The organism is Mycobacterium sp. PS03-16, assembly GCF_004570325.1.
Lineage (GTDB): Bacteria > Actinomycetota > Actinomycetes > Mycobacteriales > Mycobacteriaceae > Mycobacterium.
This window is the reverse complement of the sequence record NZ_SPQO01000023.1, coordinates 18,887-34,171: the sequence shown is the minus strand read 5'-3', so window position 1 is coordinate 34,171 and position 15,285 is coordinate 18,887. Positions and strand designations below refer to the sequence as shown.

Annotated in this window: 11 protein-coding genes and 1 pseudogene; 4 read left to right on the top strand and 8 right to left on the bottom strand. The window is 68.5% G+C overall.

The window, feature by feature from the left end; all coding sequences use genetic code 11:
* Nucleotides 1–7 precede the first annotated feature (7 nt).
* Both dctA and E4P42_RS18590 read right to left on the bottom strand, forming a co-directional pair.
* Nucleotides 8–1,444 (bottom strand): C4-dicarboxylate transporter DctA, encoded by a 1,437-nt coding sequence (dctA, locus tag E4P42_RS18595; RefSeq protein WP_135127552.1) that lies wholly within the window; start codon nucleotides 1,442–1,444, stop codon nucleotides 8–10.
* Between the two features lie 29 nt (nucleotides 1,445–1,473).
* On the bottom strand, nucleotides 1,474–2,568 hold the full coding sequence (locus E4P42_RS18590; protein WP_135127551.1) for a tartrate dehydrogenase: 1,095 nt from the start codon (nucleotides 2,566–2,568) through the stop codon (nucleotides 1,474–1,476).
* Between the two features lie 134 nt (nucleotides 2,569–2,702).
* Between E4P42_RS18590 and E4P42_RS18585 the strand changes: the two genes are divergently transcribed.
* The 4 genes and pseudogenes from E4P42_RS18585 (at nucleotide 2,703) to E4P42_RS18565 (ending at nucleotide 7,403) form a co-directional block, all read left to right on the top strand.
* A complete protein-coding gene (locus E4P42_RS18585) occupies nucleotides 2,703–3,602 on the top strand; it encodes a LysR family transcriptional regulator (RefSeq protein ID WP_135127550.1) in 900 nt (299 codons plus the stop codon).
* Between the two features lie 149 nt (nucleotides 3,603–3,751).
* A pseudogene (locus E4P42_RS27730) lies at nucleotides 3,752–3,919 on the top strand (anion transporter); the annotation flags it as partial.
* 1,097 nt (nucleotides 3,920–5,016) lie between these two features.
* Nucleotides 5,017–5,364 carry a TetR/AcrR family transcriptional regulator gene (locus E4P42_RS18575; RefSeq protein WP_245234097.1) on the top strand — a complete coding sequence of 116 codons (348 nt, stop codon included), beginning with the start codon at nucleotides 5,017–5,019 and terminating at the stop codon, nucleotides 5,362–5,364.
* A gap of 818 nt (nucleotides 5,365–6,182) precedes the next feature.
* Complete coding sequence (locus tag E4P42_RS18565) at nucleotides 6,183–7,403, top strand: helix-turn-helix domain-containing protein (protein ID WP_135127548.1); 1,221 nt, start codon at nucleotides 6,183–6,185, stop codon at nucleotides 7,401–7,403.
* A gap of 17 nt (nucleotides 7,404–7,420) precedes the next feature.
* Here the strand turns inward: E4P42_RS18565 and E4P42_RS18560 are convergent, their stop codons facing one another.
* From E4P42_RS18560 to E4P42_RS18535, 6 genes are read right to left on the bottom strand one after another with little or no spacing between them, the layout of a single operon-like run.
* A complete protein-coding gene (locus E4P42_RS18560; RefSeq protein WP_135127547.1) occupies nucleotides 7,421–8,884 on the bottom strand; it encodes an aldehyde dehydrogenase in 1,464 nt (487 codons plus the stop codon).
* Nucleotides 8,881–10,032, bottom strand: a complete 1,152-nt coding sequence (locus E4P42_RS18555; protein WP_135127546.1) for a Zn-dependent alcohol dehydrogenase — start codon at nucleotides 10,030–10,032, stop codon at nucleotides 8,881–8,883. The genes E4P42_RS18560 and E4P42_RS18555 overlap by 4 nt, the downstream gene beginning before the upstream one ends.
* Nucleotides 10,029–12,464, bottom strand: coding sequence for an AMP-binding protein (locus tag E4P42_RS18550; RefSeq protein ID WP_135127545.1), 2,436 nt, complete (start codon nucleotides 12,462–12,464; stop codon nucleotides 10,029–10,031). Before E4P42_RS18550 ends, E4P42_RS18555 begins: the two co-directional genes overlap by 4 nt.
* Nucleotides 12,465–12,466: 2 nt before the next feature.
* Nucleotides 12,467–13,222, bottom strand: a complete 756-nt coding sequence (locus E4P42_RS18545; protein ID WP_135127544.1) for a gamma-glutamyl-gamma-aminobutyrate hydrolase family protein — start codon at nucleotides 13,220–13,222, stop codon at nucleotides 12,467–12,469.
* On the bottom strand, nucleotides 13,219–14,559 hold the full coding sequence (locus E4P42_RS18540; protein WP_135127543.1) for a glutamine synthetase family protein: 1,341 nt from the start codon (nucleotides 14,557–14,559) through the stop codon (nucleotides 13,219–13,221). The genes E4P42_RS18545 and E4P42_RS18540 overlap by 4 nt, the downstream gene beginning before the upstream one ends.
* A complete protein-coding gene (locus E4P42_RS18535) occupies nucleotides 14,552–15,187 on the bottom strand; it encodes a hypothetical protein (protein WP_135127542.1) in 636 nt (211 codons plus the stop codon). Before E4P42_RS18535 ends, E4P42_RS18540 begins: the two co-directional genes overlap by 8 nt.
* Nucleotides 15,188–15,285 lie beyond the last annotated feature (98 nt).

Genomic DNA, 15,285 nt, shown 5'->3' with positions numbered 1-15,285 from the left:
TGTCCGGTCAGGGTTGCACCGCGGAGCGGACCAGAACGGGAGCGCTCGCGTGCTCACTGGTGGGTTGAATCACTTCGGGGTGGCCCGCATCCTCATCGGGGTGAGAGTGCTGCGGCTCGTCGTCAGCGGGCGTCGACAGCGGCGCTACATCCCTACCGGCGAACACTTTTCGCGCCCGGTCGATGTCGACCTCGCCGTTCCATTTCGCCACGAAGAGAGTGGCGACCGCATTGCCGATGAAGTTGACCAGTGCGCGGCACTCCGACATGAACTTGTCGATGCCGAAGACCAGCATGATGCCGATGGCCGGGATGGTGCCCAGCGTGCTCAACGTGGCGGTGAGCGCGATGAAGCCACCGCCGGCAACACCGGCTGCGCCCTTCGACGTCAACAGCATGACCGCCAGGAGACCGATCTGCTGACCGATGGTCAGGTCGGTGTTGGTAGCTTGCGCGATGTACAGCGCCGCCAGCGACAGGTAGATCGCCGCACCGTCGAGGTTGAAGCTGTATCCGGTGGGCACCACCAATCCGACCGTGGGCTTGCTGACACCGGCGTACTCCAGCTTGCGCATCAGCGCCGGTAGTGCCGGTTCAGCGGTCGAGGTACCCAGGATGAGGACCAGTTCTTCGCGAAGGTACTTCAGCATCGAGAAGATGTTGAGTCGCAGGTAGGCCATCACCGAGCCGAGGACCACCACCACGAACAGCGCCGAGGTCACGTAGAACAACAGGATCAGGCTGCCCAGGCTGGTCAGCGTGGAGATGCCGTACTTGCCGATGGCGTAGGCCATGGCGCCGAAGGCACCCAGCGGCGCCAGTTTCATGATGTAGCTCAGCACCTTGAACACAATGGCCGTGAGCCGGTTGACGGCATCGAGCACCGGCGCGCCGAGCTTGCCGACAGCGTTGAGCGCAACACCGAAGATGAGAGCCAGGAAGATCACCTGCAGGATGTCGCCCTCGACGAAGGGGCCGAACACACTGTCGGGCACCAGGTGGGTGATGAACTCCCACCACTGTTTCTCCTCGCCGGCGGTGATGAGCTTCTGCGCTGAGTCGCTGGCTTCGATCTGGTCGGGGTCGGCATTCACGCCGTCTCCGAGTCGGAACAGGTTGATCGCCACCAACCCGGTGATCATGGCGATAATGGTGCCCACCTGGAAGTAGGTGAGCGCCTTGATCCCGGTCATGCCCACCTTCTTCAGGTCGGCGACGCCGGCAATCCCCCCGACGATCGTCAGGAAGATGATCGGGCAGATCAGCATCTTCATGGCGGTGATGAAGGTGGTACCGATGGGCTCCATCGCCTCGCCGGTGGATGGCGAGAGCCAGCCCACCAGGATGCCGACGACGATGGCCACGATCACCCAGAAGTACAGCTGCCGGTACCACCGCTTTTTCTGCACGGGACGCGACTCGGCGTCCGCATCGATGTCGATCATCAACTATCCCTTCTTCGGCGCGGCAGGAGTCAGGCCGGGGTGAGGGCGGAGGTGAGCGCGGCGATGATCGCGTCGGTCATGGCGTCGGTGCCGGCCGTTCCACCGATGTCGCGGGTACGGACACCGCTTGCGGTTGCCGCTCCGATCGCGGCCTCCACGCGTCGGGCCTCGTCGTGCAGTCCGAAGTGATCGAGCATCAACGCCGCGCTGGCGATGGCACCGATCGGATTGCTCACGCCCTTCCCGGCGATGTCGGGGGCCGAGCCGTGAACGGGTTCGAACATGCTGGGGAATCGGCGCTCCGGGTTGAGGTTGGCGCTCGCGGCCACACCGAGACTTCCCGCCAGGGCCGAGCCCAGGTCTGAGAGGATGTCGGCGTTCAGATTGGAGGCGACCACCACCGAAAGGTCCTCGGGATGGAGGATGAACTTCGCGCTCATCGCGTCGACGAGAACCGATTCCGTGGCGACGTCGGGGTAATCCAGGGCGACACGGTTGAACACTTCGTCCCACAGCACCATGCCGTACTGCTGGGCGTTGGACTTGGTGACGCTGGAGACCTTCTTGACGCGGCGGGTCCGCGCCAGGTCGAACGCGAATCGCATGATGCGCTCGCAACCCTTTTCGGTGAACAGCGCCGTTTGCAGCGCCACTTCGTTACCCGGTCCGCGGCCGCTGAGGTTGCGTCCACCCAGGCCGGCGTACTCCCCTTCGCTGTTCTCCCGCACGACGATCCAGTCGAGTTCGGTGTCGTCGGCCTTGCGCAGCGGTGACACCACACCGGGCAGGAACGTGACGGGCCGGATGTTGGCCCACTGGTCGAAGTTCTGCGTGATGTTCAGGCGCAGGCCCCACAGGCTGATGTGGTCGGGGACATTGCGCCAGCCCACCGCCCCGAAGTAGATGGCGTCGAACTCTGTCAGGGTGTCCAGGCCGTCGTCGGCCATCATCTTCCCGGTCTGCTCGTAGTATTCACAGCCCCAAAGGAATTCGGTCCATTCGAAGGAGAAGCGGCCGTTCGACTGCTCGGCGAGGGTGTCGAGGACGCGGCGGCCGGCGGCTACCACTTCCTTGCCGACACCGTCGGCGGGGATGGCGGCGATCTTGAAAGTGTTGTCGGTCATGATTCTCCAGTTGGGGTGTAGTGCGTCACAATCTGTCTGCGATCCATTAGGGGCCACAGCTGCGCACAACGTCCAAGACGAAGACGCGATACGGGGCATAGGCTCTACCTATCCCTGCTGCGAGGAGGCCCTTGATGGATGTTCGCCAGCTCAAGTTTTTCCTGGCGGTGGTGGACCATGGCGGGTTCAGCAAGGCTGCCGAGCACCTGATGATCGCCCAGCCATCCCTCTCCCAGGCCATCGCTGCATTCGAGCGGGACCTGGGCAGCCCCCTGTTTCATCGGGTCGGGCGGGGGGTGGTGCTCAGCGAAGCCGGCAAGACCCTGGTGGGGCCGGCGAGGGTGGTGCTGCGTGACGTCGACGAAGCCGCCGCAGCCATGCGAGAGCTCAAAGGGCTACGCGGGGGACGCCTGGACCTGATCACCATGCCGTCACCCGGCATGGAGCCGCTGACGACCATCTTGACCGCCTTTGCCGTGGGCCACCCCGACGTGACGATCAACGCCGAAGCGGGATTCACACCGGAGGAAATCCTCAGCGCGGTGCGCAGCGGCGCCTGTGAGATCGGGATCCTGGGTTCGCCCGAGCCCATCCGCGCCGCCGACCTGACGGTGGTCGCGCTCGAAAGCCAACCGCTGGTCCTGATTTCGGGTCCGGACGAGCCCACCCTGGACGGTGCGACGGTTCGCCGCGAGGATCTCGACGGCTACCGACTGATCGTGTCTCAACGCGGATCGCTGATGCGCGCCCTGGTTGACGACGTGATCGCCGAGGGTACCCGGATCACCGTCGTCGCCGAGGTCGCCCACCGGACTTCCATCCTGCCGATGGTGCTCAAGGGGCTCGGGCGTGCGGTGATGCCTTCGTCATGGACGGAGTCTGCCCGTCGCGCTGGAGCCACCGTGCAGCGCATCGTGCCCGAGTCGTACCTGCACGTCGCCGCGGTCAGCCGACGGGATCACCTCACCGCCCCGGCCACCGCCCTGATGAGCCAGGCCAAGAAATACCGCGCTCAATCGGGAGGCGACGGGTAGCCGCCATCAACCGCAGGGATAGGTGAGTCCTATACCCCGCATCGGATGTCCGTCTTGGATGATCCAGTCGCTGTGTTCTGCAGTGTGAACATGACGAGGATGCGGTTTACATCAGTCGCTTTCGTCGAACACCGCGCTACGGAGGCGACATGACTACCACACCCAGGAGCGCCTCGACGGACGTCGACAAGGCGCTGCTCGACAGCGCCACCTAGCGCAGCCTCAGGCGAACAGCGGCTCTCACCGGCAGAAGAACGGTTCGAGAAAGGCCGCCGCACCGTGGCCTGTTCCTGGCTCCGGCGCTCACCGTGGGGTTCGAGCTGATCGCCCGACGTTCCCTCACTCGACGAAGCTGCGGGGCTTCCGAATGCTGTTATCGACGTGGCGACAACCGCAGAACGAGCGCGACACTCGGCGGGATCTCCGCATTCCACCCAGCGCCGCGGTACCGGCTTCGAAGCGATGAGCGCGCCAGAGACCATGCCAGGGCCTTGGGCAAACCTCCCGACGTCGACGTCAATCCGACTTCAGCCCGTTCAGCAGCACGTCAGCTCGAATGGCACCCGACAACACGGCGGCCGAAGAGAAGGGAATGACCGATGAGCACACCCACTGATGACCTGAGCAAGGAACTTCGCCGGGATGAGGCGGAGGACAACGCGTTCTTTCCCTCCCCGTATTCGTTGAGTCAATACACCCAGCCCAGAACCGATTCAACGGTGTCACGCAGCACGACTTCACAAATCTCTACCCCGATCACCGGAAGTACGCCATCCGTGAACATCCGCTGTCGCCTTTGCAGAGGAAGGGGACGGCCCCGCGCGGCCCGCGTTGTGGGCACATCACATCAGGTCGCGTGTCTCACTTCCTGTCTCAAGACGCGGGCCTTGAGGATTCGTCACCCGCCAGCTGGTCCGCTGGGCATCGCGGCACGAATTCTCACTTTCATGTCCCATTGGACCTCGGGTGGACATTTAAGTTGAGAGTTCGAGATCAAGCTTGAGAAGCGACAGGGCACACATGTGGCTTCCCGAGTTTCGTGTCCGCACGTACCTCTATGAAGTGCGCTGATGGCAGCGTTCTCACTCGATGTCCACACCTGAGATTCTCATTTTCATGTCCACTTTCGAAGGGAACTGAATAACGGTAGAGCGCGTATGTTTCCCGAGCCGTATGGTCGGCAAACTTGTCCACTCCCTTTCGTCACCTTGACAAAGTCCCCGACAGACCTTCGTCACTGTTGCTACGTCGCTCATGCCGTCAGCCGCTTGGACGCCCGTCGCGCAACACAGGTTCGCGCCTACGGGTAACAGTCGGGCGGTCGTGTCGCCGTCAACGTGCCGGTCGGCGTAATGCTCCTGCGGTCGCAGGCTTGGGTCCACAAACGTTTCCCAGACCAACGCGGTCCCTCAGCGTGGCATTTGCCAGCCGCCGGCCACCCCAGAGCACGCGCAGTCCTTCATTCGTTCCGCCCGACGAAGCCAGATCGTCGCTGCAGCCATCGAGGTCATCGGCGAGGTCGGGTTCGTTCGCCCAGGCATCAATCCGCAAGATCGCCGACTGCGTCGGTATCGCGATGAGCGCAGTGCTCTATCACTTCGGCACCAAGGCCAAACTTGTCGAAGCCATCGTCGAGCACATGTACCGCACCATGCTGGACTCGGTCGCCCCCGCGGTGGCAGCCGAAAGCACCGCCTCAGCCAAGCTGAACGCCTACATCCGTTCCAGCATCACCTATTCGCCACCCACCGCGTCGCACTGAAAGCACTGGCTTCCCTCGGCACCACCTACGTCCCCGCGACGGCCATCGCCTTGCGCGGCACGGTCAACGGCGTCGTCCAACCAGTGCTGCGCGACCCAACATTCGATGTGGCCCCCGCGGCTGCCGACCGCGGCGATTGCGACGGTGCTCATCGGGTCCTGCCCACGATGCGCCCGAATAGGTCCGGGCTGGGCAACACCGTCCTCACCCGAGCACGCGCCCAGCGACTGTGCGACATCATCGCCACCGGGCTGCACCAGGCGGGAGTACGCGGCATCGTCCAATCCGGCTGGGCAGACCTCAATGTCACCGGCAGGACATCCTCACCATCGGTGGCGCACCGCACGACTGGCTGTCCCCCCACATGGCCGCGATCGCCCACCACTGCGGAGCCGGCACCACCGCCGCCGCCCTGCGCGCCGGACGACCCAGCATCCCACTCCCAGGACCGGCCACCGATCAACCGTTCTGGGCCAAACGCCTCCACCCCTCGGCGCCGCATCAACAGTTCTACCGCAGCGCGCCTTGACCGCCCATGCACTCGGCGAACGCATCAACAATGAGGACGGCACCACCACGGCTGTCACCGCAATCGAAAAGCTTTAGTCTCGCACCAGCGTCTTGGCGTGGAGCAGACAGAGTTCTGGGCCCAAGAGCGCCTATAGCACCGCGGCCCTGGAGCGCGTCGGGATGATCGTTCGCTCCGTGAAGGCGGCGGGCGGAGAGCAACATGCCCGCGTTGCATCACGCTGCGCGGATCACGATGTCGCGCCCCGGATCTCGCCGGCGACCGCGGCCGTCGGCGATACAGTGCGACGATGGACCCGTCTTGGCCGCGCCCCGAGCGGCGCATCGCGGCGCTGATCCGTGAGGTCGCCGAGCGGCTGCTCGCGTCCTCGGACGCCGCCGTGGCCGAGCTGACCGCTGCGGCGCACGAGGCGGCCGACTACCGCACCGTCCTCGACGACCCGCAGCTCGTGGCCGCGGACCGTCGGATGAACAAGACCAACATGGTGCACTGGCTGTCGGGCAACCTGCAGGACCCGGGCGCGCGAGTGCCGCCCAGCACCGACCCGGACATCCTGCAGTTCGCCCGCGACGTGGTCCGGCGCGGCCTGGACATGCACGACCTCGGCTCGTGGCGCGGCGCCCAACACGGTGCGTGGTCGGCGTGGGTCGACGAGTGCTTCGCGGCGACGAGCGACCTCGACGAGCTGCGGGAGTTGATGAAGATCTCCGAGCGGTCGATGTCGACCTTCATCGACGATTCCATCGCTGCGCTCGACGAGTACGTCGAACAGGAGCGCGCCGAGCTGGCCCGCGGTGCCAGTGCGGAGCGGCACGCGACGGTCCAGCTCCTGCTCGAGGGCGCGCCGATCAGCGGCGACCGAGCGGAGGCCCGGCTGGGCTACGCCCTCACCGGAAGTCATCTCGCCGCGATCGTCTGGCGCGATTCTGCCGACGAGGCGGCGAGTCTTGACGCCGCGGCGGAGGCGATGATGCGCGCGTGCGGTGCGACCCGACGACTCACGCTCAACGCGAGCGCGACCGCGCTGTGGGTGTGGATCCCGACCGAGGTGGCGCCGTCGGTCGCGGCGGCGGTGGCGGGGCTCGCCGGTCACGCCGGGATCCACGTGGCCTTCGGGCGCCCCGGAAGGGAGCTGGAGGGCTTCCGCCGGAGCCACCTCGACGCCGTTGCCGCGCAGCGAGTCCTGGCACGGGTGGGGTCCGCGCATCGGGTCGTCCGGTACGAGGACGTCGCCCTGATAGCGGTTCTGACGGCGGACATGGGTCAGGCGGATCAGTTCGTCAGCGACACTCTCGGAGATCTCGCCGCCGCGGACGCCACGCTCCGGGACACCGCGCTGACGTACGTCCGGGAGCGGTTCAACGCGTCGGCGGCGGCGGAGAAGCTGTACACGCACCGCAACACCGTCGAACGACGGCTGGCCCGAGTCGATCAGCTCCTGCCCATGCCGCTCGCCGACAACGCGGCGAGCGTGGTGGCCGCCCTCATGCTCGTGCAACTGCGCGACTGAGGGCTGCCACCGCGGAATCACATCGGCAGATCGGGCGAGTCGACGCCGACCACCCGGTGGCCACAGAACACCCGGACCGACTCAGCGGGTCCGTGTCCGCCGATGCCGGACGTCCCCCAGAAGCTCTGCGCGGAGTCATCCCCGAGGTCGGCCACCTTCGCTCCGTTCACCCGTACCTCGCCGGACTTGACGCGGGCACCGACGGCGATCGCACGATCGGTATCGGTGCTGAAGACGTAGGCGTCCAGGCCCGACGGGTGGGCGTTCGCGGCACGCAGCGCTTCTTCGTCCGAATCCACCCCGTGGAGCGAGATCACGGGACCGAACAGCTCGGCGGTGGTGCGGTCGGGGTCGGAACCGGTGGCGATCGTCGGGGACAGGAAGTACCCGGCGAGCTCGGGCAGCTCGCCAGGCTGGTCGATGTTCGCGCCCAGCGCGCGCAGGCCGTCGATCCGCTGCAGGAGCGTCCGGTAGTGCGGCTCGTTGGAGATGGGGCCGATGTCGGTGCCCTCGTCGAGCGAGTGCCCGATCCGGAGCTTCGCGATCCGCGCGGCCAGCGCCTCCCGCAGGGGCTGCACCAGCCGGTGCGGTGCCAGCACCTTGCCCGGCCCCTCGCACCACTGACCGTTGAGGTTCGTCATGCCCGTGAGGATTCCGTCGGCGGCGACGTCGACGTCGGCGTCGTCGAGGACGAGCGCCGGGTTGTTGCCGCCCAGCTCCAGTTGGAGGACCTTGAAGTCCTCCGCGGCGGCGCGGGCGATGGCCCGCCCGGCGCCGGGGCCGCCCGTGAACGACACGACCTGGACGCGCCGGTCCCCGGTGAGCGCCGCGCCGATGTCGCCCGTGCCGTGCACGAGCTGCAGGGCCCCCTCGGGCAGGCCGGCGTCGGCGAAGCACTCGACGATGACCTGCGCGCTCGCGGGGGCGTGCTCGGAGGGCTTGAGGATCACCGGGCAGCCGGCGGCGATCGCGCTGGCCGTCTTCGCCGCGGGAATGAAGCTGGGCCCGTTCCACGGCGTGAGGATCGCGGTAGGCCCCCACGGGATCCGGTGCAGCCGGACGTCGCGCCCGTCGGCGGCGAGCGGCGTGACGCGAGCGATGTTCCGCGCCTCGGCGGCGGCCCCGCGCAGGCGGTACGGCAGAAACGCCGCGACCTTGCGCGTCGCGCTGATGGCCGTGCCGCTGGTGAGCGCGTCGGTGCGGGCGATCTCCTCGAGCCGCTCCTCCACCTTCGCCGCGGCCCGCTCCAGCGCGTCGGCGCGCTCGAGGCGGAAGTCGTCGGCGGTGAAGTCGGTGCGCTCGTACACCCGCTCCGCGAGCTTCAGCGCCCGCTCGAGGTCGGCGGGGGCAGTGGTCACCATCCGGTGCACTGGCTCGCCCGTGTTGGGGTCGACGTTCCAGGTGTCGAGCGTCTCGCAGTCGATCCATTCGCCGGCGATGTAGCTGCGCGGCTGCGCGAGCGTGGTGTTCGTGGTGGTCACCGGATCGCCTCCGCGGTCTCGGGTCGGGCGTCGGCTCGGACGGGGGCGTCCGACGCGGCGGGCATGGCGACGACGATGCGCGTGACATCGCCCGACTTCATGGCCTCGAAGCCCTCGTTGATCCGCTCGAACGGGATCACATCGGTCACCATCTCGTCGAGTAGCAGACGGCCCTGCTCGTACAGCCGGGCGATCTGCGCGATGTCCTCCCGCGCCTGGCCGGAGCCCATGTACGAGCCGATCAGCTTCTTCTCGGAGAAGAAGAAGTCGTGCGCGGGCACGGCGACGTCGGTACCCATCGGGGCGATCCCCACGAGGCACGCGGTGCCGGTACCGCGCACCGCGGCGAGCGCGGTGGCCGCCGTCCGGGCCGATCCGACCGCCTCGAAGGCGTAGTCCACACCGTCGCCGAGGATTTCGCGGATCGCGGCCGGCACGTCCGAGGCGCCGTTCACCGTGTGGGTGGCGCCGTAGGAGCGCGCCGCCGCCAACCGCGCGTCGTCGAGGTCGATGCCGACGATCGCCGACGCGCCCGCCAGTCGCGCGCCTTGAATGATGGCGGAACCGACGCCGCCGCAGCCGATCACGGCGACCGTGGAACCGGCCCGCACCTGCGCCCCGCGGAAGACGGCGCCGACACCGGTGACGATGCAGCACGACAGGAGACAGCCGACGCGGGTCGAGACGTTGTCGGGCAGCTTCACGACGGCGTTGGCGCGCAGCAGGATGTGCTCGGAGAACGCGCCCACGTCGCCCAGCCGGGCTATCGGTGCCCCGTCGGGCAGCGCGTACGCGGGCCGCGGGCGCCGGCGGATCTCGTCCTGCCGCTGGCACTGCGTGGAGTGCCCGGCGTCGCAGTTCCGGCACTGCCCGCACGACGGCGTGAGCGCACCGGTGACCCGGTCCCCCGGGCGCAGCCCGGTGACCGCGGATCCGACGGCCTCGACGACGCCCGCGACCTCGTGCCCGACCACGACCGGCAGTTCGGTGGGGACGGTGCCGGAAATGTAGTGCAGGTCGCTGTGGCACAGGCCGACGTGCGTGACGGCGATGCGGACCTCGTGCGGCTGAGGATCGTCGACGACGATGCCGGTGAGCTGCAGCGACTCGCCCACGGCGGTGAGAACGGCGGCGCGGGTGGTGATCATCGGGTTCCTCCGGTGGTAGCGGCGGCGGGTGTGCTGCGGGCGTCCCAGAAGCCTTGGACGCCCGCGGTCAGGGCGCCGCTGTTCCACGCCTCGTCGGCCGCGGCGTCCTCGCGGGCGAACGCGCGCTCGATCTCGTCGAGCGTCGGGCGCAGCAGTTCCAGGTGCAGGGCGGTGGTGTTCGCGCCCTCCGGCGTCCAGGCGTGGATCGTGTCGACGGCGCGATCGACGAGGACGGTCGGCTCGATGACCTCGTCGAGCAGGCCGATGCGGAGCGCCTCATCGGCAGCGATGCGCTCCGATCCGAGGATCATCCGCATCGCGTGCCCGCGGACGATCCGCGGCAGCAGCAGGCTCGACGCGTTCGAGATGGTCAGCCCGCGGGAGTTCTCCGGCTGGTAGTACACCGTCTCGGGCACACCGATCCGGCCGTCGCAGCACAGCGTGATCTCCGAGGCGCCGCCGACGGCGATCCCGTTCACTGCGGCGACTACCGGCACGCGTGTCTCGATCACGGCGCGCGTGACATCGTGGAAGCTCTCGAAACTGACCCGCATCTCGCCGAAGCTCGTCGGCGCCGCGGAGAGATCCTCGCCGGCGCTGAACGCGCGACCGGTACCCGTCAGCACGATGCCGCGGGCGCGCTCGCCCGTGCCGTACTCACGGATGAGGGCTGCGAGGCGACGCCGCATGCCGACAGTCAGCGCGTTGAGCTTGTCGGGGCGGCGCAGCGTGATCACGGCGACCTCGCGCACCACCTCGACGAGGACGTGCTCGGTGGGATCGACGGTCTCTTGCACGGGGTTCTCCTTGTTCGACGGTGCCGGGGCGCGGAGGTCGAAGACCGTGCCGGGCACCTCGGCGGCACGGGCCTTGAGAGTGGGTTTGGACACCCGCTGGGATGGGGTGCGCGGGAAGTCCGAGACGAACTCGACGTACCGCGGCACCTTGAACTTCGCGAGGCGGCCCGCTACCCGGGCGATGATCGCCGCGGCCGCCGCACGATCGGCGGCGAGCCCCGGGGCGAGCTGGACGAACGCCTTGACCTCCTCGCCGAGCACCGGATCGGGCTCGGCGACGACCGCGGACGCGACCACGGCGTCGTCGTGCTCGAGCGCGGCCTCGACTTCGACGGCGGCGACGTTCTCGCCTCCGCGGCGCACCATGTCCTTGAGCCGGCCGACGAGCCGGTAGCCGTGCTCGTCGTGCACCGCGACGTCGCCGGTGTGCAGCCACCCGTCGCGCAGCGTCTCCGCCGTGGCGTCCGGCCGGTTCCAGTACCCCAGCATCATCGGGGCGCCGGACACCGTCAGCTCGCCGGGCGTTCCGTCGGGCACCTCGGCGCCGTCGGCGTCGACGATCCGGATCCGCTTGGTGGGCAGGGGGTCTCCGAGCGTTCCGGTGCCGACGGCGGACGCGTCGTCGAACGGGCTGAACAGGTCGATCCCCGTCTCCGTCATCCCGTACACCTCGCGCCAGGGCGCGCCCCAGCGTTCCTCGAGATCGGCGTGCAGTGCCACGGGTATCGCCGAGCAGAACACGGCGCGCAGGCGGTGGTCCCGGTCCTCCGGGGCGGGCGACTGCTTGAACAACAGCGTCGGCATGGAGCCGAGCACGTAGCAGAACGTCGCCCCGTGGCGACGGACGTCGGCCATGAACCCGGAGGCCGAGAAGCGGGGCAGCACCACCAGCTGGGCGCCGGTCGTGAGCGCCAGCACCGTGTTCCACTGCGGGTCCATGTACGAGAAGGGCTGCGCGGTCAGCAGGACGTCGTCCGGGCCGAGCCCCACCGCGGCGGCGCACGCCCAGCCGATCCGCGTCCAGTAGTCGTGGGTCAGCATGCACGCCTTCGGGAATCCCGTGGTGCCGGAGGTGTACTGCAGGTTGGCGAGCGTGTCGGGTCCGACCGTGACCTCGGGCGGCGTGGCGGGGAACGAGGCGTCGGCCGTGTCCGCGATGTCCACCACCGCGATCCCCATGAGGTCGGGGTCTCCGTCGATCACCTCACGCACGAGCGGGAGATGATCGGCGTCGGTCACGATCACCCGCGCGCCGGAATCGGTGAGCACGAACTGCAGGTCGGCGGCGCGATAGGCGGAGTTGACGGGCACCGCCACGGCTCCGGCCTTGAGCGCGGCCAGCCAGGTGAGCGGCCAGCCCGCGATGTTGGGCAGCATGATGGCGACGCGGTCGTCCGGGGCGATCCCGTCGGTCTCGATGAGGCGGTGCGCGAGCCGCGACGAGGCCGCGTCAGCCTGCCCGTAGGTCCACGACTCGTCGCCGAAGCGTAGTAGTTCGGCGTCGGGGGTGTCGGCGGCACCGTCGGCGAGCAGACCGGTGACGGTCCGTATGCGGGGTGGGTCGCCGATTTCGTCGGCGGCGACGGCGCGCCGCGTTGGCGGTGCGCCGCCGAGTCGGGTCGTGTCGAGGGTCATCCTCAGGCTTCCTGTCGTTTCGTCGATTCGTCGACGATCCAGGCCATGGCCTGGTCGTCGCTCGCCATCCACTCGGGGTGCCACTGCACGCCGAGGATCGGTGCACCGGGCACCTCGACCGCCTCGATCACCCCGTCGGCGGTGCGGCCGGTCACGACGAGACCCGATCCGCACCGGTCCAAGGCCTGGTGGTGCCACGAGTTGGTGAGCATGCTCGGGCCGAAGATCCGTGCCGCGGTCGATCCGGGTTCGAAGGTCACCACGTGCTCGGCGTCGCCGTCGGTGGGCGCGCCCTGCTGCGACAGGTGCGGGACCGGTCCGGGCGGCAGATCGGCGATCAGAGTGCCGCCGAGCGCGACGTTGAGCACTTGGACTCCCCGGCACACGCCGAGGAGTGGGATGCCGCGGTCGATCGCGGCGCGGGTGAGCACGAACTCGTACTCGTCGCGTTCGGGGTCGTGGGCGTTGGTGTCGGTGCGGGGGTCGATGTCGCGGACCACGGAGGCGTCGCCGCCCCAGCGGGCGGGGTGCACGTCCTGACCGCCGGTGATGACGACGCCGGACAGCCATTCGCAGGCGTCGGCGGGATCGGCGTCGTAGGGCAGGTGCACGGGCACGCCTCCCGCCTGCGCGATGCGTGTCGCGAACGAGGACATGAAGGAGTCCATGCACGCCTTGCCGTACCGGGGGTCGGCGCCGGCGAGCAGGCTGAGCTGGAATCTGCGGCCGGTGATACCGACGAGGGGCTTGCGGCTCATGAGAACTCGAAGTAGCGACGGGACTCCCACTCGGAGAGTTCGGCGTACGGGTCACCGCCCGTGGTGTGGAACTGCATCCACTCCCACCGGCGCGACGCCGTCCAGAAGTCGACGAACTCGTCGCCGAGGTACTCGCGGAGGAGCTCATCGGCGTCGAGCGCGGTGATCGCCTTCGTCATCGAGTCGGGGATCCGCTCGACGCCGCAGTCGTCGGGCAGGCACCACGCCATGTCCTCGACCTGGGGCGGCGCCTGCAGCTTCTTCTCGATGCCCGCGACGATCCCGGCCAGGACGCCGCCGAGCGCGTAGTAGGGGTTGACGTCCGAGCCGGGCACCCGGTACTCGAGGCGGGAGTACTTGGGGTGTCCGACGACGGCGCGCAGTGCCGCCGTCTTGTTGCTGACACCCCAACTGATGGTCGTCGGTGGTCCCGAGACGTCGACGAGGCGTCGGTACGACGTGATCTGCGGCAGCGAGATGAGGGTGTTGCCGGCCATCGTCGCCATCAGGCCGCCGATCGCGTTGAGCATGAGCTCGGAGGGCCCGTCCGGCGCGTAGAACTGATTCTCACCGTCGCGCTGCAGCGAGACGTTCAGGTGAGCTCCCTGCCCGAAGCCCGCGGTCGGCTTGGCCATGAAGGTCACCGATCGGCCCTTCTCGCAGGCGATCTCGCGCATGACCTGCTTGGTGCGCACCCACGAATCGGCAAGGGTCAGCGGGTCATTCGGCGCGATGTTCAGCTCGGTCTGGCCGGGGGCGGCTTCGTCGGTCCAGGCCTCCCACACGATGCCCAGCTCGTCGAGCCGGTCGGTGACGGCCTCCATGTAGTCGATCCAGTCCGACGACCGGGCGAGGTTGTAGGTCGCCCCCGTCTCGCCGCCCAGCGGGGTCAGGTCGCGGTAGCCGCGGGCCCGGGCCTCCTGGATCGACTCCTCGAACAGGGTGGTCTCGATCTCCACGGCGACCGTCGCGGTGTACCCGAGGGCGGCGAGTCGAGCGATCTGCCGGCGCACCAGGTTGCGCGGACAGATCGGGTTGGGGCTGCCGTCCTTGAGCCAGAAGTCGCCGATCACGGAGTGGACGCCGGGCTTCCATTCCACGAGCGTGGTCATGTCGGGCAGCAGCGCGATGTCGTAGAGGTTGCCGCGCCACTCGGGGTACGGGTCGCCGAAGACGAGGTCGGTGCCCATATCGATGGCGAACAGGACGTCGGCGAACGCGAACCCGGAGGTCTTGCCGGAGTCGAACTTCGCGGCTGTGACGTACTTGCCCATGAAGCTGCCGTCGTGGTTGGTGGCCTCCACGCGATACGCCTTGGGCGGGATGGGATCAGACATCGTAGCGGGCCTTCCAGGACGCGGCGGTCATGGCCGAGAGCTGGGCCATGCTGCCCTGGACGCCCAGACCGCGTTCCAGGGCGGTGAACAGGAAGTCGGCGCCGGTGAAGACGCCGGCGAGCGCGTCGGCCGTGCCGACCATGCGGTAGGTCGTGGCTCCCGTCCCGAAGCGGGCCTCCTCGCGGCGGTGCGGTCCCGTCGCCACGGCGACGAGGACGTCGGGCACGCCGCGGACGGCGCGGGTGGTGTCCCAGAACCGCGCGCCGGCTTCGCGCCAATCGGGCAGCGGGACCTGCAGGACGCGCAGGACGGCGTCGGCTAGCTCCGCATCACCCTCGATGGCCGTCGCGGCGAACCGTGAGTCGAGGTCGACGGTGACCGTCGCATCGGTCGGTCCGAAGACGCCGCCCGTCACGGCGACGGCACCATCGGCGAAGGTGACGGTGGCGGCCTGCGGGGTGGCGTGTGAGCGGACGGCGACGGTGCCGGCCCCGCGCCCGAGGACGTCGGGGGCGTGATCGATCCGGGCCGCGTCGCGCAGGGTGCGGCCGATCAGCCGGACGACGGGGGTGGCGTCGTCGTCGATCGCGACCCGGACCTGCGTTGCGGGCGAGAGGGTGGTTTCCATGGTGGTTCCTTGCTCGATGGACTGAGATGAATCCCGTTCGGTGCTTCCTGATCCCCGGACGGTCGGGTCACTCGAAGGCGGCACACGTCCGGCCGACG

Coding starts and splice junctions, on each gene's coding strand:
- dctA (WP_135127552.1), bottom strand. CDS start 1,444: ATGATCGACATCGATGCGGACGCCGAGTCGCGTCCCGTGCAGAAAAAG.
- E4P42_RS18590 (WP_135127551.1), bottom strand. CDS start 2,568: ATGACCGACAACACTTTCAAGATCGCCGCCATCCCCGCCGACGGTGTC.
- E4P42_RS18585 (WP_135127550.1), top strand. CDS start 2,703: ATGGATGTTCGCCAGCTCAAGTTTTTCCTGGCGGTGGTGGACCATGGC.
- E4P42_RS18565 (WP_135127548.1), top strand. CDS start 6,183: ATGGACCCGTCTTGGCCGCGCCCCGAGCGGCGCATCGCGGCGCTGATC.
- E4P42_RS18555 (WP_135127546.1), bottom strand. CDS start 10,032: ATGATCACCACCCGCGCCGCCGTTCTCACCGCCGTGGGCGAGTCGCTG.
- E4P42_RS18550 (WP_135127545.1), bottom strand. CDS start 12,464: ATGACCCTCGACACGACCCGACTCGGCGGCGCACCGCCAACGCGGCGC.
- E4P42_RS18545 (WP_135127544.1), bottom strand. CDS start 13,222: ATGAGCCGCAAGCCCCTCGTCGGTATCACCGGCCGCAGATTCCAGCTC.
- E4P42_RS18540 (WP_135127543.1), bottom strand. CDS start 14,559: ATGTCTGATCCCATCCCGCCCAAGGCGTATCGCGTGGAGGCCACCAAC.
- E4P42_RS18535 (WP_135127542.1), bottom strand. CDS start 15,187: ATGGAAACCACCCTCTCGCCCGCAACGCAGGTCCGGGTCGCGATCGAC.